The organism is Streptomyces sp. NPDC044002, assembly GCF_056434525.1.
This window is the reverse complement of the sequence record NZ_JBWKEZ010000076.1, coordinates 16509-34608: the sequence shown is the minus strand read 5'-3', so window position 1 is coordinate 34608 and position 18100 is coordinate 16509. Positions and strand designations below refer to the sequence as shown.

Annotated in this window: 14 protein-coding genes and 1 pseudogene; 7 read left to right on the top strand and 8 right to left on the bottom strand. The window is 73.5% G+C overall.

Annotation, left to right across the window (positions count from 1 at the left end; translation table 11 throughout):
- Window positions 1-202: 202 nt before the first annotated feature.
- Window positions 203-1765, top strand: a pseudogene (locus tag AC07A6_RS35695) (DUF5691 domain-containing protein); the annotation flags it as partial.
- A 48-nt stretch (window positions 1766-1813) separates the two neighbouring features.
- On the opposite strand, the gene AC07A6_RS35690 reads toward AC07A6_RS35695, so the two are convergent.
- Window positions 1814-2218 carry a coenzyme B12-dependent isobutyryl CoA mutase small subunit gene (locus AC07A6_RS35690; protein ID WP_125595885.1) on the bottom strand — a complete coding sequence of 135 codons (405 nt, stop codon included), beginning with the start codon at window positions 2216-2218 and terminating at the stop codon, window positions 1814-1816.
- Between the two features lie 211 nt (window positions 2219-2429).
- Between AC07A6_RS35690 and AC07A6_RS35685 the strand changes: the two genes are divergently transcribed.
- Window positions 2430-3266 (top strand): esterase/lipase family protein, encoded by an 837-nt coding sequence (locus AC07A6_RS35685; protein ID WP_478779876.1) that lies wholly within the window; start codon window positions 2430-2432, stop codon window positions 3264-3266.
- A gap of 236 nt (window positions 3267-3502) precedes the next feature.
- Window positions 3503-5023 carry a M23 family metallopeptidase gene (locus tag AC07A6_RS35680; RefSeq protein ID WP_478779875.1) on the top strand — a complete coding sequence of 507 codons (1521 nt, stop codon included), beginning with the start codon at window positions 3503-3505 and terminating at the stop codon, window positions 5021-5023.
- Window positions 5024-5081: 58 nt separating this feature from the next.
- On the opposite strand, the gene pcrA is transcribed toward AC07A6_RS35680, so the two are convergent.
- The 3 genes from pcrA to AC07A6_RS35665 all read right to left on the bottom strand — a co-directional run bounded on the left by pcrA (window position 5082) and on the right by AC07A6_RS35665 (window position 10893).
- Window positions 5082-7559, bottom strand: coding sequence for a DNA helicase PcrA (gene pcrA, locus AC07A6_RS35675; RefSeq protein WP_386271462.1), 2478 nt, complete (start codon window positions 7557-7559; stop codon window positions 5082-5084).
- 118 nt (window positions 7560-7677) lie between these two features.
- Window positions 7678-9183, bottom strand: a complete 1506-nt coding sequence (locus AC07A6_RS35670) for a peptidoglycan DD-metalloendopeptidase family protein (RefSeq protein ID WP_478779874.1) — start codon at window positions 9181-9183, stop codon at window positions 7678-7680.
- A 276-nt stretch (window positions 9184-9459) separates the two neighbouring features.
- The gene (locus tag AC07A6_RS35665) at window positions 9460-10893 is read right to left on the bottom strand and encodes an FG-GAP repeat domain-containing protein (RefSeq protein WP_478779873.1); all 1434 of its coding nucleotides are present in this window, start codon (window positions 10891-10893) and stop codon (window positions 9460-9462) included.
- 313 nt (window positions 10894-11206) lie between these two features.
- Between AC07A6_RS35665 and AC07A6_RS35660 the strand changes: the two genes are divergently transcribed.
- Together AC07A6_RS35660 and AC07A6_RS35655 are read left to right on the top strand one after the other, a co-directional pair.
- Window positions 11207-11563, top strand: coding sequence for a hypothetical protein (locus AC07A6_RS35660; RefSeq protein WP_125595876.1), 357 nt, complete (start codon window positions 11207-11209; stop codon window positions 11561-11563).
- Window positions 11564-11723: 160 nt separating this feature from the next.
- A complete protein-coding gene (locus AC07A6_RS35655) occupies window positions 11724-12779 on the top strand; it encodes a C40 family peptidase (RefSeq protein ID WP_478779872.1) in 1056 nt (351 codons plus the stop codon).
- A 7-nt stretch (window positions 12780-12786) separates the two neighbouring features.
- On the opposite strand, the gene AC07A6_RS35650 is transcribed toward AC07A6_RS35655, so the two are convergent.
- The 3 genes from AC07A6_RS35650 to AC07A6_RS35640 form a co-directional block, all read right to left on the bottom strand.
- Window positions 12787-13899: an alpha/beta hydrolase gene (locus AC07A6_RS35650; protein ID WP_478779871.1), complete on the bottom strand. Its 1113-nt coding sequence runs from the start codon at window positions 13897-13899 to the stop codon at window positions 12787-12789.
- A 120-nt stretch (window positions 13900-14019) separates the two neighbouring features.
- Entirely contained in the window at window positions 14020-14715 is a 696-nt protein-coding gene (locus tag AC07A6_RS35645) for a LuxR C-terminal-related transcriptional regulator (RefSeq protein ID WP_007265981.1), read from the bottom strand.
- A complete protein-coding gene (locus AC07A6_RS35640) occupies window positions 14712-16004 on the bottom strand; it encodes a PspC domain-containing protein (RefSeq protein ID WP_478779870.1) in 1293 nt (430 codons plus the stop codon). Before AC07A6_RS35640 ends, AC07A6_RS35645 begins: the two co-directional genes overlap by 4 nt.
- A gap of 131 nt (window positions 16005-16135) precedes the next feature.
- On the opposite strand from AC07A6_RS35640, the gene AC07A6_RS35635 reads away from it, so the two are divergent.
- A complete protein-coding gene (locus tag AC07A6_RS35635; RefSeq protein WP_478779869.1) occupies window positions 16136-17431 on the top strand; it encodes a PspC domain-containing protein in 1296 nt (431 codons plus the stop codon).
- Window positions 17418-17642: a hypothetical protein gene (locus tag AC07A6_RS35630; protein ID WP_478779868.1), complete on the top strand. Its 225-nt coding sequence runs from the start codon at window positions 17418-17420 to the stop codon at window positions 17640-17642. Before AC07A6_RS35635 ends, AC07A6_RS35630 begins: the two co-directional genes overlap by 14 nt.
- Here the strand turns inward: AC07A6_RS35630 and AC07A6_RS35625 are convergent.
- Window positions 17606-18097 carry a DoxX family protein gene (locus tag AC07A6_RS35625; RefSeq protein WP_362467176.1) on the bottom strand — a complete coding sequence of 164 codons (492 nt, stop codon included), beginning with the start codon at window positions 18095-18097 and terminating at the stop codon, window positions 17606-17608. The two genes, AC07A6_RS35630 and AC07A6_RS35625, sit on opposite strands and share 37 nt — an antisense overlap.
- Between the last annotated feature and the right edge of the window lie 3 nt (window positions 18098-18100).

Here is an 18100-nt window from a genome sequence, read left to right as displayed (position 1 = left end):
TGCCGGAGGGGGGCGGGCGCGGGGCATCGAACAGAACACCAACCCCGCCCCCGACACCCCTCCCTCTCTCCCCTCGCACCATCTCTCCGCGCCGGGCCCCCCCCCCCCCCCCGGGCCGGCACGGCGCACGACCGACGACGCAGGACCGACGGCGCACGGCCGACGGGGACCGACCGACGGGGACTGACGAAGGAGGGGTCCGATGGGCCAGGGTGACGAGGGCGCAGGGGTACACCGGGACTGGGAGGAGCTGGTCACCGCCGCGCTGCTGGGCACCGAGCGGCGGGGCGGCTCGCCGGAGGCGCTGCTCGACGCGGCGGCCGTGCAGACGCTGCGCCGCCGCGCCGGGCTGCGGCCCGCCGGGGCGGTCCGGCGGCCCCGGCCCGCGGCGCCCGATCCGCGCCCGGCGCCCCCGGAGGCAGCCGGGCGGCGGCTCGCGCAGCTGCTGGCCGGCCGGACCGCGGCGGGCAGCGGCGGCGGACGGCGCGGGGCCGCCCCGGATCTGACGGAGCTGCTGCCGCAGTGGCTGGCCGCCGCCGCGCGGCACGGGTACCGGGCGCCGTCGGCCCTGGTCCCGGCGCTGCTGGACGCGGCCCGGGCGCGGACCGACCTGCGCCCGCAGGCGCTGGCCCTGGCCGGGCCGCGGGGGCTGTGGCTGGCCCGGCTGAATCCGGAGTGGCGGTTCGCCCTGCGCGGCTCGGCCGGGGGCGGCGGCGAACTGCCCGACCCGGCCGACGGGGCGGCGGTGGCCCGGCTCTGGGAGGAGGGGCTGTTCGCGGAGCGGGTCGCGCTGCTCGGGGCCGTCCGGGCGCACGACCCGGCGGCGGCGCCCCGGCTGCTGGCCACGACCTGGGCGACGGAGCGGGCCGAGGACCGGCTGATGTTCCTCGACTCCCTGCGGTCCGGGCTGTCCGACGGGGACGAGCCGTTCCTGGAGGCGGCGCTGGGCGACCGCAGCCGCAACGTCCGGGCGACCGCCGCCGAACTGCTGTCCGCGCTGCCGGCCTCGGCACTGGCCGGGCGGATGGCGGAACGGGCGCTGGCCTGCGTCGGCCCGGAGGCGGTGGTGCCCCCGGCGGAATGCGACGCGGGCATGCTGCGGGACGGGGTGGTCAAGCGGCCGCCGGCCGGGCGCGGGGAGCGGGCCTGGTGGCTCGGCCAGCTGGTGGAGTCGGCCCCGCTGTCCTGCTGGCGGGACCGCTTCGGCGGCCTCTCCCCGGCGGAGATCGTGGCGCTGCCGGTCGCCGAGGGCTGGGCGGAGGAGATCCACGCGGCCTGGTGCCGGGCGGCGGTGCGCCAGCGCGACCCGCTCTGGTCCAAGGCCCTGCTGGGCCCCGCGTCCGCACCGCCCGCGGCGGGCCCGGGCACGGCGTCGCTCGCGGAGCGGGCGAAGCTGCTGGAGACGCTGACCGAGCGGGAGCGGGCCGCGTGGGTCGCGGAGTTCGTACGGGCCCACGGGCTGTCGGAGGCCTTCCAGCTGCTCGGCGTCTGCCTGGTCCCCTGGGCGGGCGAGCTGGGCCGCGCGGTGGTGGACGCGCTGGACGCGGCGCGCGAGGCGGGCAGTTACCCGTGGAGCTTCAGCGGGGTGATGGGCCTGGCGGAGCGCTGCCTCGACCCCGCGGAGGCGGACCGCCTGGAGGCCCTGACGGCCGCCGCCCAGGACCCGCCGGAGGCCTCACCGGGAGCCGCCGCCTACTGGGCGGAGGCCTTCCAGCGCCTGGTGGCCACCCTGCGCCTGCGCGGGGCGATGCTCGCGGAACTGGCCCCGTCCGCCCGAACGGGCGGCGGGGCCGGGACTGCGGGGGGGGGCGGTTCAGCCCTGGCGGACGTGGGCGTTGACCCAGTCCACGATGGCGGTGGTGGTGGCGCCGGGGGTGAAGATCTCGGCGACGCCCTTCTCCTTGAGCGGGGCGATGTCGTCCTCCGGGATGATCCCGCCGCCGAAGACCTTGATGTCCTCCGCGTCGCGCTCCTTGAGGAGCTCGATGACGCGGACGAAGAGCGTGTTGTGCGCCCCGGAGAGGATGGAGAGGCCGATGGCGTCCGCGTCCTCCTGGATGGCGGTGTCCACGATCTGCTCGGGGGTCTGGTGGAGGCCGGTGTAGATGACCTCCATACCGGCGTCGCGCAGCGCCCGCGCGATCACCTTGGCGCCGCGGTCGTGGCCGTCGAGACCCGGCTTGGCCACCACCACACGGATCGGACCGGTCACACCCATCGCACTGCCTCCCGAGTGAACGAACGTTAAGTACAGCATTGCGCACGGCACCGTTTCACGGTCAACGGGGAGGGGGAAATCACACGCGGGACGCCGTTGATTCACCACCGCCCCGTCGCCCCGCCACCGCGCCGACAGCCGCACGGCACGGTGGCGGGGCCGCGCCCGGCGGTACGGCCCCGTACCCGAATGGTCCAGGGGGAGGCCGTCCATGGGGCTGACGATCGCACCGCTGCCCGTGCCGCGCACGGGCGCCGCCCTGCGGGCGGCGGTCCTGGAGGCGGCGGTGCTCGCCGGGCACCTCCTCCTCTACCCCACGGGGATGCGCGAGGAGCGGCCGCCGGACCTGCCCGCCGCCCGGACGCCCGGACAGCCGCCGCCGGTACTGCTCCTGCACGGCTTCACCGACAACCGCTCGGTCTTCGTCCTGCTGCGCCGCGCCCTCGGCGCGGGCGGCCGGCGGCGCGTGGAGACGTACAACCACTCCCCCTTCGCCCGCGACCTGCGCCGGACGGCCCGCCACCTCGCCCGGCGCGTCGAGGAGCTGTGCGAGCGCAGCGGCCAGGAGCGGGTGGACGTCGTCGGGCACAGCCTCGGCGGGCTGGTCGCGCGGTACTACGTCCAGCGGCTCGGCGGGGACGCGCGCGTACGGACGCTGGTCACCCTGGGGACCCCGCACGGCGGCACCCGGGTCGCGCCCTTCATGGACGCGCACCCCCTGGTCCGCCAGATGCGCCCGGACTCCGAGGTGATGGCCGAGCTGGCCACGCCCGCGCCCGGCTGCCGGACCCGGTTCGTGGCGTTCTGGAGCGAGTTCGACGCGCTGATGGCACCCACCGGGACGGCCCGCATCGAGCACCCGGACCTGGACGCGACGAACGTGCAGGTCACCGGCATCGGACATCTCGCACTCCCGGTCCATCCCACGGTCATCGCCGCCGTCCGGCGCGCCCTCGACGGCCCGCTCCGCGCCGCGGACGGCGCGCCCCGCCCGGCGGAATCCGCCGCTCCCGCCGCGGGTACCGAGGGCCGGAGCCTGGTCGTCTGACGACCGCGCGTGCGTACAACACCGGTCGACCGCCAGTCGAACGAATTTCGAACTCAAGGCCAAGGCTCGGTCTTCAGGCGACCGAAAGACGGCCGAATGCCCGGTTCCGCTCAGGACGAAACACTCGGAAGATTGTCGAGGCGAGTAACCGCCGGGTACAGTCACGCCACTGCTCTCCTCCGGTGAACCTTGAGTTCCCCGGCCACCCAGGCCCCACTGCCGAGGCGAAAGAGAAGTTGGTGAACGACCGCCCGACGTCGGGCCAGTACCCCGATTTCGGGTACGACGGCCTTTCCACCACCACTTTCGCTGGTGACCAGGCATATGCGTCCTATGAAACGCAGGGCCAGGGGTATCAGTTCGTCACGGACTACGCCGCCTCCGGCAGTTACGGAACGTACGACGCGTACGGGACGTACCCGGCCGCGGGCGACACCGGCTCGTACGACACCACCGGGTGGTCCGCTCCGGAGAGTTACCTTTCGAGCGTCCCGGCCCAGACCGTCCACGAGGACACCACGGGCCAGTACGACGCGAGCGCCTGGAACGCCGCGACGGCCGAGTACCCGTCAGCGCCCTTCGGCTACGACTCCGCCGGCGCCGAGCAGACCGGGCACTGGACCCTCCCCGGCTACGGCCAGGACACCGGCACCTACGACGCCACCGCCTGGAACGGCGGCGCGGCCGACGCGACCGCGTCCGCCGGCTACGAGGCCACGACCGTCGTCCCCGTGTTCGCGGAGACCGCCACGGCCGAGGGCCACGCCGAGGCCGGCGCCTTCGCGGACGCCGACCCGTACGCGGACGACGAGACCTCCGTCTTCGAGCCCGTACTCGTCGCGGCCGACGAGGAGCCGGACTTCCCGGACGGCCCCGTGCACGACATGCCCACGCAGGCCATGCCCGTCACCCCGTCCGTCGCCGCCTCCGCCGCCGGACCCCGCGCCGGCCGCCGGGCCACCGGCAAGGGCGGCTCCGGCCGGAACGCCGCGGCCAAGGGCGGCGCCGCCGCCGGCAACCGCCGCCGCAACCCGGCCAAGCGGTCCGCCCTGCTGACGGTGGCCGTGCCCTCCGCGTGCGTGATGGGCGTCGCGGGCGTGGCCGCCGCCTCCGTCGGCGGACTCACCGGCTCCGACAAGCCGGCCGAGGAAACGACCACGATGGCCGCCCCCGACCCGTCCTCGGTGAAGCCGGTCGAGGCGAACAACAAGCTCGACACGCAGCTGGCGGCACTCAGCGCCGACGCGGGCGACTTCGCGGACCGCGCGAGCCGCACGCAGGAGCGCATCGACCTCAAGCAGCGCCAGGAAGAAGAGAAGAAGAAGCGCGCCGAGGAGGCCGCGGCCAAGGAAGCCGCCCGCCCCAAGTTCGCGGTTCCCGTCGCCCAGCACGGCCTGAGCGCCAGCTTCGGCCAGGCCGGCGGCATGTGGATGTCGGTGCACACCGGCATCGACTTCCCCGTCGGCTACGGCACCCCGGTCATGGCCGCCACCGACGGCACCATGCGCACCCAGTGGAACAGCGCCTACGGCAACATGGCCATCCTGACCTCCCCCGACGGCACCGAGACCTGGTACTGCCACCTCAGCAGCACCAAGATCCGGTCCGGGCAGGTCAAGGCCGGCGACGTCATCGCGTACTCCGGCAACTCCGGCAACTCCACCGGCCCGCACCTCCACTTCGAGGTGCGCCCCGGCGGCGGTTCCGCGATCGACCCCGCCGCCTGGCTGCGCAGCCACGGCCTGGACCCGAGCTGATCCGACGCCGGCGACGGCCGGAGCCCGAAGGCCCCGGCCCCGCCGGCCCCGCTGGCTCCTACAGCTTCTGCACCGGCGCGTAACGCAGCAGCAGCCGCTTCGGCTTGGCGTCCCCGAAGTCGATGGTGGCCTGCGCGTCCGCGCCGGCCCCCCGGACCTCCATGACGGTGCCCAGACCGAACTGGTCGTGGGTGACCCGGTCCCCGACGGACAGCGCGATGACCGGCTTGTCGGGGGCCCGGCGCGTCGCGAAGCCGGACGGGCCGGACTTGGTGCGCGAGGAGGACAGGAACGCCTCGGGCGAGGTCCCGAAGGAGGCCTTCCCGGAGGACGAGCCGTACCCGGAACCGCGCACCGGCCCCGCCGGCTTCTGCGCGGCGCCCGTGCGCTTCCACTGGAGGTACTCGGCCGGGATCTCCTCCAGGAACCGCGAGGGCGGGTTGTACGAGGGCGTCCCCCACGCGCTGCGCATGCTGGAGCGGGTCAGGTACAGCCGCTCGCGGGCCCGGGTGATGCCCACGTAGGCGAGGCGGCGCTCCTCCTCCAGCTCCTTGGTCTGGCCGAGCGCGCGCATGTGCGGGAAGACCCCGTCCTCCATGCCGGTCAGGAAGACGACCGGGAACTCCAGGCCCTTGGCGGTGTGCAGGGTCATCAGCGTGATGACGCCGGTGCCCTCGGTGTCCTCGTCGGGGATCTGGTCGGAGTCGGCGACGAGCGCGACCTGCTCCAGGAACTCGGCGAGGGTGCCCGGGTTGGACTCGTCGCGGGCCTGCTCGAACTCCAGGGCCACGGCGGCGAGCTCCTGGAGGTTCTCGATCCGGGTCTCGTCCTGCGGGTCGGTCGACGCCTGGAGCTCGGCGAGGTACCCCGTGCGCTCCAGTACGGCCTCCAGCACCACGGCCGGGCCGGCGCCGGAGTCGACGACCGTGCGCAGCTCCTCCATCAGCACGTTGAACCGCTTGACGGCGTTGGTGGAGCGGGCGGCCATGCCGAAGGCCTCGTCGACGCGGCGCAGCGCCTGCGGGAAGGTGATCTTCTCGCGCATCGCGAGCGCGTCGATCATCGCCTCGGCGCGCTCGCCAATGCCGCGCTTGGGCACGTTCAGGATCCGGCGGAGCGGGACGTTGTCCTCGGGGTTCGCGAGGACGCGCAGGTAGGCCAGGACGTCCCGGACCTCCTTGCGCTCGTAGAAGCGGACACCGCCGACGACCTTGTACGGGAGGCCGACGCGGATGAAGATCTCCTCGAACACGCGGGACTGGGCGTTGGTCCGGTAGAAGATCGCGACGTCGCCGGCCTTGGCGTCGCCGGCGTCGGTGAGCCGGTCGATCTCGTCGGCGACGAACTGGGCCTCGTCGTGCTCGGTGTCGGCGACGTAGCCGGTGATGACGGCGCCCGTGCCGGCCTGGGTCCACAGGTTCTTGGCGCGGCGGTTCTCGTTGCGCTCGATGACCGCGTTGGCCGCGGACAGGATCGTCTGCGTGGAGCGGTAGTTCTGCTCCAGCAGGATCGTCGTCGCGTCCTTGTAGTCCTCCTCGAACTGGAGGATGTTGCGGATCGTCGCGCCGCGGAAGGCGTAGATCGACTGGTCGGCGTCACCCACCACGCACAGCTCGGCGGGCGGCAGGTCCGGGTAGCCGGGGCCGACCAGCTCGCGCACCAGCGTGTACTGGGCGTGGTTGGTGTCCTGGTACTCGTCGACCAGGACGTGCCGGAAGCGGCGCCGGTAGTGCTCGGCGACGTCCGGGAAGGCCTGGAGGAGGTGGACGGTGGTCATGATGATGTCGTCGAAGTCGAGGGCGTTGGCCTCGCGCAGCCGCCCCTGGTACATCGCGTACGCCTGGGCGAGCGTCTTCTCGAACCCGTCGGCCGCCTGGGCGGCGAAGGCGTCCTCGTCGATCAGCTCGTTCTTCAGGTTCGAGATCTTGGCGTTGAAGGACTTGGGCGGGAACTTCTTCGGGTCCAGGTCCAGGTCCCGGCAGACGAGCGCCATCAGGCGCTTCGAGTCGGCCGCGTCGTAGATCGAGAACGAGGAGGTGAAGCCGAGCCGCTTCGACTCGCGGCGCAGGATGCGCACGCAGGCGCTGTGGAAGGTGGACACCCACATGGCGTTCGCGCGCGGGCCGACCAGGCCCTCGACGCGTTCCTTCATCTCGCCGGCGGCCTTGTTGGTGAAGGTGATCGCCAGGATCTGGCCGGGGTGGACGTTCCGCGCGGACAGCAGGTGGCCGATGCGGTGGGTGAGCACCCGGGTCTTGCCGGAGCCGGCGCCGGCCACGATGAGCAGCGGCGAGCCCGCGTGCACCACGGCGGCGGCCTGCTGCTCGTTCAGCCCGTCCAGGAGCGTCGCCGGGTCGATGACGGGGCGCGGGGCGCCGTCCCGGTAGTACGCGTCCCCGCTCATGGGCAGGTCGAAGGCGCCCCCGAAGAGGTCGTCCGCGCCGTGCTCGGGCTCGGCGTGCTCCTCGGGCGGCGGGGGGACCTCGTCGGAGGGGGTGAGGTCGGCCAGGAAGCTGTCGTCAAAGAGGCTGCTCATCGCCTTCCGAGTTTAGGGGCCCGGACCGACAGCCGGTCCCGCCCCCGGAGAAATCGCGGAAACCGGCGCGCTACCCGGGGTAGCGCGCCGGTTTCCGTGATGGCCTGCCGGCCGGTGGCTACCAGCCGCCGGAGCCGATCTCCTTGCGGACGCCCAGGCCGCTGCCGGTGCCCGGGTAGAGGAAGAGCTTGCCGGTCGAGTTCTGGACGGCCACCAGGTCGTCCGGGCCGGTGGCGCCCTGGAGGTCGCCGCCGATCAGGTCGGACATGCCGTTCCAGCCGCCGGAGCCGATCAGGACGCGGGCGCTGAGGCGGCCGTTGTCGGCGCCGGGGTAGAGCCAGAGCTTCCCGGTGGACTCCTCGACCGCGACGAGGTCCTGCTTGCCGGAGTTGTTCACGTCCATCCCGGTCAGGTTGGACATGCCGTTCCAGCCGCCGGAGCCGATCTCCTTGCGGGCGCCGAGCTGGCCGGTGGTGGAGCCCGGGTAGAGGAACAGCTTGCCGGTGGACTTCTCGACGGCCGCGAGGTCGGAGACCTTGTCGCCGTTGAGGTTGAGGGCCGTGAGGTCGGACATGCCGTTCCAGCCGCCCGTGCCGATCAGGACGCGGGTGCCGCCCTGGGCGATGGTCCCGTTGTCGGCGCCCTTGTAGAGCCACAGCTTGCCGGTGGACTCCTCGACGGCGACGATGTCGTCCTTGCCGTCGCCGGTGAAGTCGCCGCCGGTGAGGTTGGACATGCCGTTCCAGCCGCCGGAGCCGATCTCGACGCGGCTGCCGCCGCTCGCGACGGTGCCGTTCGAGTTGCCCTTGTACATCCACAGCTTGCCGGTGGACTTCTCCACGCCGACCACGTCGATCACGCCGTCGCCGGTCAGGTCGGCCGAGGCCAGGTCGATCATGCCTGTGTCGCCGGGGGTGGGGCCGGGGCCCGGGCCGGGCTGCGTCTCGTCCTCGTCCGGGGCGGAGCAGTTCTTGCTGGTCAGGCTGCCGTCGGGGTAGTAGGCGGTGCCGTTGAAGACGGTGCGCTCGTAGCTGCCGCTGTGCCGCTGTTCGTAGTGCAGGTGGGCCCCGGTGGAGCCGCCGCTGTTGCCGACGAGGCCGATCAGGTCGCCGCCGTCGACGCGCTGGCCCTCGGAGACCTTGAAGGCGCTGAGGTGTGCGTAGAGGGTGCTCCAGCCGTTGCCGTGGTCGATGACGACGAACTTGCCGTAGCTGGTGTTGCCCTTGTCGCGGATGTGGGCCGTGCCGCCGGCGCTGGCCAGGACGGACTTGCCGTAGGTGGTGCCGCCGTGGGTCCAGTCGACGGCCTTGGCCGAGGGGCTGTGGTACGAGCGGGAGTCGCCGGACCAGCTCTCCCCGCACGGGAAGGGCATCTGGAACCGGGGGCGGCCGCCGTCACCGGTGGCGAAGAGGGCGGCCGCCGGCGGGGTGTCGTAGGTGTCGGGCAGGCCCATCTCCGCCGCGGTCAGGGCGGGCAGGGCCTCGTGGTGGTCCTCGCCCTCGGCCTGGGCCCCGCCGACGGAGAAGGCGGTGGCGGCGATGGTGGCGCAGATCAGGCCGGTGGCGATGCGCACCGCCTTGGAGGTGCGGCGGGAGGCGGGGGCGGAGCTGGGCGAAGCAGACATGGGGGGTTCCAAACCGGCACACGGGTGCCTGGGGAGGGGAATGGCGGGTACGGGGCCGCGCGCTCGGGGAGCGGAAGGCGGCGGGCGCGGCGGCGCGGGGCGCGCGGCGGGCCGGTGCGCGGGGCCCGGGCCCGGGCCGGCGGCTCGGGGCGCGCGGCGGGACGGGCACGGGTGGCGCGTGCGGTGTGATGCGGTGCGGGCAGTGCGGGCAGTGCGGTGCGGTGCGTGTGGTGCGGTGCGTGCGGGCGCGCGTCCGGGGGCGCGCGGCGGGGCGGACTACCAGCCGCCGGAGCCGATCTCCTTGCGGACGCCCAGGGCGCCACCGGTGTTCGGGTAGAGGTAGAGCTTGCCGCTGGACTTCTCGACGCCGATGAGGTCGTCGTTGCCGGTGCCGGTGAAGTCGCCGCCGAGCAGGTCGTTCATCCCGTTCCAGCCGCCGGAGCCGATCTCGCGGCGGGCGTCCAGGCCGGTGCCGGCGCTCTTGTAGGAGAAGAGCTTGCCGCTGGAGGTCTCGACGCCGACGACGTCCGTCCTGCCGTCGTTGTCGATGTCCATGCCGACCAGGTCGTGCATGCCGTTCCAGCCGCCCGTGCCGAGCAGGACGCGGGTGCTGCCGCCGCCGATCGCGCCGGTGCCGTTGCCCTTGTAGAGCCAGAGCTTGCCGGTGGCGGCTTCCACGCCGACCACGTCGGCCTTGCCGTCGCCGGTGAAGTCGCCTCCGACCAGGTCGTGCATGCCGTTCCAGCCGCCGGAGCCGATCTCCTTGCGGGTGCCGAGGCCGTTGCCGGTGCCGGGGTAGAGGTAGAGCTTGCCGGAGGCTTCCTCGGTGGCGACGATGTCGTCCTTGCCGTCGCCGGTGAAGTCGCCGGCCGCCAGGTTGGACATGCCGTTCCAGCCGCCGGTGCCGATCTCCACGCGGCCGCTGCCGCTGGCGATGGTGCCGTTGGAGCTGCCCTTGTAGAGCCAGAGCTTGCCGGTGGCGGCCTCCACGCCGACCACGTCGTCCACCGCGTCCCCGTTGAGGTTGGCGGCGACGAGGTCGGTCATGCCGGCGGCGGGCTGCGGCGTGGTCGTCGTGTCGTCGACGATGTTCTTGTAGCGGACCGGGGTGAAGGGGCCGTAGCCCGGGTAGTACGGGTAGTCGTACACGCGGTGGTGCACGCCGCTCGGGGTGAAGTCGAAGCCCCAGTACTGGGTCTTGTCGCCGTTGGCCCACTTCTCGAACAGGACCACGTGGCCGTCGGCGCCGGGGTCGTTGTCGAGGAGGGCGTCGCCGGCCTTCAGGTCCGACTTGCCGATCGAGTAGACCGTGCCGCGCGGCTCGAAGGCGTCGGTGGTGAGGGAGTCGTCGAGGTCCCAGGCCATGGAGACGTAGCCGGAGCAGTCCTGGCGGTAGCCGCCGTGGTATCTGCCGCCGCCGTAGACGAGGCCGATGCCGACCCAGCTCCTGGCCCGGGCTATGACCTGACTGCGGGTCATCTTCGTCGTCGCCGCCGAGTAGACGGAGCCGCGCAGGTCCCCGTCGACCGCGGTGATCGCGCCCTGGCCGGTGCTGCCGTAGTCGGCGGCGGCGGGCACGGGCTCGGCGGCCGGGGCGGCGAGGGCCGCGGAGTCGACGGCGACGAGCCCGGAGGTGACGGCGGCGGCGACGAGGGCGGCGACGGCCGTACGACGGGACGCGCTGCGGGACGTACGGGTGGATCGGGGCATGACAAAACTCCGGTTCACGGTCGGTGAGGCTGGGTGGGGCGGTGGGTCCTCCCCGCCGCCTCACGTACGTCCCGCGGTGACGTCTCTCAGGGCTTCGAGGGGGTGTCCCGGGGGGCTCCCCCCGGCGACATGAACAAGCTTCGCCGCAGGTCACGGGCCATGGAAGTGATCACCGAGGGACCGAACCGGCCAGGGACGCTTCCGTCCAGCCGACCCCCGGCGCGGGCCCGTTCACCGGGCCCCGCCCCTCCCCCGGGGGCCGCACCGCACACCGCCGTCGGGGGCCCCGGAGCCGCCCCGTACGCTCGACGGCATGACTGTCCTCACCAACGTCTTCGTCGGCCTGCACATCATCGGCATCGCCTCGCTCCTGGGCGGGTTCCTGACCCAGATGAAGGCGATGGGCGCCGGTACGGCGCGGTTCGTGCCCGCGATGCTGCACGGCGCGCTGACCATGCTCGTCACCGGTGTGCTGCTGGTGGGCTTCCGCGAGATGGGCGACGGCGCCCCGCTCAACCACGTCAAGATCGGCGTGAAGCTGGCGGTCCTGTTCGTGATCCTGGCCCTCGTCTACGTCAAGCGCGACGAGGAGCACGTGGAGAAGGGGCTCTTCGCGGCGGTCGGCGGCCTGACCGTGGCCAACATCTTCATCGCCGTCCTCTGGCACTGAACCGCCGTCCTGCGACCGGGACCGGTCCGGCTCGGCCCAGTCCCGGTCGGAGGAAGCCACTTCCGATCATCTCGTCATCTGCCCGTGACCTCCGGGTTTAGCGTCCTCCCCCGAGACCTCCCCCAGACCTGCGGGACGAGCGGAAGGACGTGAGGCCCCCGTGGCCAGTCATCGAAAGCCCAGGCAGCGCCCGTTCTCCGGCGGCACGGCACGGACCGCCGCCACCCTCGCCCTCGCGGGCGCTGCCACCGCCACCGCCTTCGAAGGCACCTCGCACGCCGAGCCGCAGCTCAGCCCCGCCCAGGTCAAGACGGAGGTCGACCGGCTCTACGGGGAGGCCGAGGCGGCGACCGAGAAGTACAACGGGGCGAAGGCCAAGTCGGACGAGGCCGAGCGGGCGCTGACCGGCCTGCGCGAGGAGACCGCCCGCAAGGCGGACCGGCTGAACACCGCCCGCAGCGCGCTCGGCTCGCTCGCCGCCTCCCAGTACCGCAGCGGCGGCCTGGACCCCGCCCTCCAACTGGCCATGGCCGCCGACCCGCAGGACTACCTGGACCGGGCCGGCATGCTCACCCGGGCCGGCGACCGGACCGCCGCCGACGTGGCAGCCGTCAAGCGCGGCCTCGACGAGGTCGGGCGGCTGCGCGACCAGGCCGCCGGCCGGCTCGCGGACCTGCGCGCCCGCCAGCACGAGCTCGCCCGGCAGAAGGCCGTCATCGAGGACAAGCTCGCCACCGCCCGGCAGCTGCTGGCCCGGCTCACCGCCGAGGAACGGGCCGCCTACGAGGCGCAGTCGGGCACCGCCGCCTCCGTCGGGGCCGACCCCGTCAGCGCCCCCCACACCCCGCCCCCGGCGGCGGCCGGCAGCTCGCGCGCCGCGCGGGCGGTGGCCTTCGCGTACGGGGCGATCGGCAAGCCGTACGTCTGGGGCGCGACGGGACCGGGCTCGTACGACTGCTCCGGCCTGACCCAGGCCGCGTGGCGCGCGGCCGGGGTGTCCCTGCCCCGCACCACCTACACGCAGATCAACGCGGGCCGGCGGATCTCCCGGGACCAGCTGGCCCCCGGCGACCTGGTCTTCTTCTACTCCGGGGTCACGCACGTCGGCATGTACGTCGGCAACGGCCAGATGATCCACGCCCCGCGCCCCGGCTCCACGGTCCGGCTGGCGCCGGTCGACTCGATGCCCTGGGCGGGCGCCTCCCGTCCCGCGTGAGGACCGGCTACGGCGCCTTGACCTGCTGGCTGAGCCAGCCGAAGGTCTGCGGCAGCTGCTTCGACCACGCCTCCAGGTTGTGCCCGCCGGTGATCTTCTCGGCGTGCACGGTGGTCGGGTTCTGCGCGAGGGCCTTGAGGTCCGTCCCGGACAGGTAGCCGTCGTGCTCGGCGCCCGACATCCACAGCGCGACCGCCGGCGGCGCGGGCTGGGCCTTGAGGAGTTCCTTCAGGTTGTGGGTGCGGCGCAGCTCCGGGTCCTTGGCCACCAGCGAGCTGGGCTCCTGGCCGGGGTCGTTGTAGCCGGACAGGGAGACGGCGGCGCTGTAGCGGTCGGGGTGCAGGATCGCCAGCTTGGCGGCGCAGTACGCGCCGGCCGAGTAGCCGGCGACGCCCCAGGTGCGGGCCTCGTCGGAGGCGCGGAAGTTGTCGGTGACCATCTTGCGGACGTCGACGCTGAACCAGCTGTCGGCGTTGACCTTGCCGGGGATGTTGGCGCAGCCGGTGTCGCCGCTGCCGAGGAGCATGGCGCGCGGGGAAACCAGGATGAAGGGCTGGACCTTGCCCTCCTTCATCAGCGGCTCCAGCACCTCGTGCGCCTTGAGCCCCTGGAACCAGGACTTGCCGGTGCCGGGTATCCCCGGGATCAGCTCGACGACCGGGAACTTCCTGTCCTTCCAGGCGGGGTCGTCGTACTGCGGCGGCAGCCACACCATGACGTCGCCCTTGACGCCGGAGATCTTCCCGTCGAGCTCGGTCTTCTTCACCCGCCCGCCGAGGCCCTCGACGGGGGTGAACTCCTGGCGGACCTTGGGCTCCTCCCTGACCTGCTCGGCCTTCTTCCCGCCCATGCCGTCGGGGCCGAGGTCGGGCGCGGCCTGGACGTACTTGCCGGTGCCCATCAGGTCGGCCCAGGAGACGTAGAAGTTCATCTCCCGGTTGAGCGCGACGAAGACCAGGGCGACGGCGGTGACCTGGGCGAACAGCACCATCAGCGCCCGGGTGGCGACGCGTGCGACGGCGGGGCCGCGCACCTTGCTCCACAGGGCCAGCGGCAGCACGACGGCGGTCACGGTCAGGGCGGCCGCCGTCGCGAAGAGGGGCGTCCCGGTCAGGCTCATCACGCCACCCAAGACCCGCCGCGATGCCTTCCGGTTGCCCTCCCCGACTGCGGCGTGGATCACACCCCGGGGCCCGGCCCCGGGGCGTCATCCCCGGTTCATCCGCAGGTCAGACCGGTCTCAGACCAGGCGGCGGGCCGTCGCCCAGCGGGTCAGCTCGTGCCGGTTGGAGAGCTGGAGCTTCCTGAGCACCGCCGAGACGTGCGACTCCACCGTCTTCACCGAGATGAACAGCTGCTTGGCGATCTCCTTGTACGCGTACCCGCGCGCGATCAGCCGCAGCACCTCGCGCTCGCGCTGGGTCAGCCGGTCCAGGTCCTCGTCGACCGGCGGGGCGTCGGTCGAGGCGAAGGCGTCCAGCACGAAGCCGGCCAGACGGGGCGAGAACACCGCGTCCCCGTCCTGGACCCGGAAGACGGAGTCCACCAGGTCGGTGCCGGTGATGGTCTTGGTGACGTAGCCGCGCGCGCCGCCGCGGATGACGCCGATGACGTCCTCGGCCGCGTCCGACACCGACAGCGCCAGGAACCGCACCGGGTTCTCGGCGGCCGCCATCAGCGGCGCGCAGCGGCGCAGCACCTCGACGCCGCCGCCGCCAGGCAGGTGCACGTCGAGGAGGACCACCTCGGGGCGGGTGGCGGTGATGACGGTGACGGCCTGGTCCACGTCGGCGGCCTCGCCGACGACCTCGACGCCGGTCCGGGCGGTCTCGCCGATCTCGGCCTGGACGCCGGTGCGGAACATCCGGTGGTCGTCGACGAGGACCACCCGGACCCTCCTGCCCGCGCCGCCCGTGGTCGCGTTGTCCTCGGTCATGCTGTCTTCGCCGCCCTCTCCGTCTCCAGCTCGACTACCGTGCCGCCGTCGGGCGCGGACCGCAGCACCGCGGTGCCCCCGTTGCGCTGCATCCGGCCGATGATCGATTCTCGTACGCCCATGCGGTCGTCCGGTACCGCTTCCATGTCGAAGCCCGGTCCGCGGTCGCGTACGGACACGAACACCGTCTGCCCCTCGACCTCCGCGTACACCTGCACGGGCCCCTCGCCACCGTACTTGGCGGCGTTGACCATCGCCTCGCGCGCGGCCTGGATCTGGGCGCCGAGCTTCTCGTCGAGCGGGCAGTCGCCGACGACGACCACCTCGATCGGGACGCCGTGGTGGTCCTCCACTTCGGCGGCGGTCTTCTTCACGGCCTCCGCGAGGGTGGCGGGCTCCTCGGCCTCGTCCTTGCCGGTGCCCTCGGGCTTGTAGAGCCAGTTGCGCAGCTCCCGCTCCTGGGCGCGGGCGAGGCGGCGCACCTCGCCGACGTCCTCGGCGTTGCGCTGGATCAGGGTGAGGGTGTGCAGCACCGAGTCGTGGACGTGGGCGGCGACCTCGGCGCGTTCCTGGGCGCGGATGCGCATCAGGCGCTCCTCGGAGAGGTCCTGGGTCATCCGGATCAGCCAGGGCCCGGCGAGCAGGGCTATGCCGACGAGGACGGCGAGGACGGCGGTGAGGAGGTTGCCGAGCTGGGCCGCGGAGCCGCGTACGACGATGAACACGGTCAGGCCCACGCCGACGAGGACGACGCCGGCGAGCGCGCGGCCCGCCTGGAACAGGCGCTTCTGGCGGTCCCCGGCGGCGCTCCAGTGGGCGCGGCGGGCGTTGTCGGCCTGCCGCCAGACGAGGACGACGCCGGCCCCGACGAGGAGGGTGGGCCAGATGTAGCGGCCGTTCTCGCCGCCGAAGCGCAGCTGGGAGAAGAAGATGCCGGCGCCGACGGCCAGCGCGATCAGGCCGGAGACCGCTCCCTTGTCGGGCTTGCGCACCCGGCGGGTCCCGTCGTCGAGGGTCTCGAAGAAGGAGTGGTGCCCGGTCTTGCCGCCCTGGCCGAGCGGTACGAAGACCCAGAACGCCGCGTAGAGCAGCACGCCGAGCCCGTCCCCGAACATGAACATGCCGAGGAAGGCGAGCCGGACCCAGATCACGGGCAGCCCGAGGTGGCCGGCGAGGCCGCGCGCGACCCCGCCGAGCATCCGGCCGTCGGCGCTGCGGTAGAGCCTGCGCTGCGGGACGTCCTCCGGGTCGGGTGCGTGCGGGATGCGTGGAGCGGCGGCTACGGGCATGTCACCAAGGGTCACACGTCCGGGAGCGGCCGGGCATCAGGGCGTCCCCCCAGTTCTGTAGGGGGGATATCAGGGTTGCGCCAGGGTAGGGCCCGGTGCCGGGGGGCCGCACCGCCCGTCACCATGGACCCATGACCGACGTACAAGACGCCCCGCCCGGGGATCCCGGGGCACCGGCCCCCGCCGAGCGGCCACCGCTGCGCCGCAGCAAGCGCGACAAGGTCCTCGCGGGCGTGTGCGGCGGCCTCGGCCGGTACTTCGACCTGGACCCGGTGGTGTTCCGGATCGTGCTCGGGGTGCTCACCGTCACCGGCGGCGTCGGCCTGATCTTCTACGGCTTCGCGTGGCTGCTGCTGCCCCTGGAGGGCGAGGAGGACAGCGAGGGCAAGCGGCTGCTGACCGGCCGCGTCGAGGGCGCCACCCTCGCCGCCGTGTTCAGCGCCCTGGTGGGCTGCGCGCTGTTCCTGTCGATGCTGGACAACGGGGTGATGGGGGCCTTCTCGGTCCTGGTCATCCTGGCCCTCGGCGGGGCCTCCTACTGGTCCCGCCGCCACCGCACCGCCGCCGCCCCCGAGGTGCGGGACCCGGCCGCGCACCGCCCGGCGCCGCCCGAGACGCAGGCGCCGCCGGTGCCGGGCAGCCCCTCCTGGTGGCGGGACCCGCTGGTCAAGGACGGCACCACGGGCCCGGTCGGCTCGGCCGGCTACCTGTGGGGCCCCGACGACAGCGACCCCGCCCGGGACCGGCCGGGCACCGCCCCGGAGGAGCCCCGGCGCGGGGCGCCCGCACCGCCGCGCGGGGGCATCGGCGGCCGGGTGTTCGTGCTGGCCCTGCTGGCGGGGGGCATCGGCACCGCCGCGGTGTGGGAGGGCAGCACCCTCGGGCACGCCCTGCAGGTGGGCCTCGCCTCCGCGCTCGCCGTGTTCGGGCTGGGTCTCGCCGTCAGCTCCGTCAAGGGCCGCACCGGTTTCGGCACGGTCCTGCTCGGCCTGCTCACCGCCGTGCTGCTCGCGGGTGCGGTGGCCATGCCGCGCGAGATCGGCACCGACTGGCGGGACACGGCCTGGCGCCCGGCGGCGGTGGCCGACGTACGCCCCTCCTACGAGGCGGAGACGGGGCTGGCGACCCTGGACCTGAGCCGCCTGGACGTGCCCAAGGGCACGACCGTGTCCGTCCGCGCCTCCATCGAGGCGGGCCGGCTGAAGGTGGTCCTCCCCCGGGAGGTCACCGCGAAGGCGGACGTGTCGATCCGGATCGGCGACATCGAGCTGCCCGGGGACACCGGCCCCGGCATCCGGATCAGGAGCGAGGGGGAGAACCGGCGGGCGACCCTGCCGCCGGCCGCCGGCACCGAGGCCGGCGGGACGATCGAGCTGCGCCTGGAAGCGGGCGTGGGACAGGTGGAGGTGGCCCGTGCGGCGTCATGAGTTCCAGCCGGGACGGCTGCTGGCGGGGCTGGTCCTGACCGCCGCGGGCGTGCTCTACCTGCTCGACGCGGCCGGCGAGACGGACGTGCCGTGGTTCCTGGTGGTCCCGTTCGCGGTGGGCGGGCTGGTGCTGTCCGCCCTGGTCGGGATGGTCACGTACGCCGTGCGCCGGGATCAGCGCGACCGGGTCATCGAGTCGAACGACCAGTAGGGCGCCCCCGCGAGGACCAGCGGGGTCCAGGCCATCAGGTACGCCAGGTCGTTGCCGTAGTAGTACGGGGTCACGGCCCAGGAGACGGTGAGCCACAGGCTGAGCGAGATCAGCAGGCCGCCGGCGGCGGCGAGGCGGGTCAGCACCCCGGCGAGCACACCGAGACCGACGAGGAGTTCCCCGATGGCGATGGCCACGCCGAAGCCGACGGGGGCCTTCAGCGCCAGGTCCACCAGGGCGGGGATCGCGGAGGTGTCGCGCACCCCGCGCATCATCTCGCCGATCGAGCCGCTGCCGGTCTCCGCGAGGAAGCCCCCGGCCGTCAGCTTGTCGATGCCTGCGTAGACGAAGGTCACGCCGAGGAAGATCCGCAGCGGGAAGAGCGCGTAGCGGGTGGCCAGCTCCTTGAGCGGGATGGTCGTCCGCTGCCCGGATGGGGCGTCAGTTCGGGTCACGCC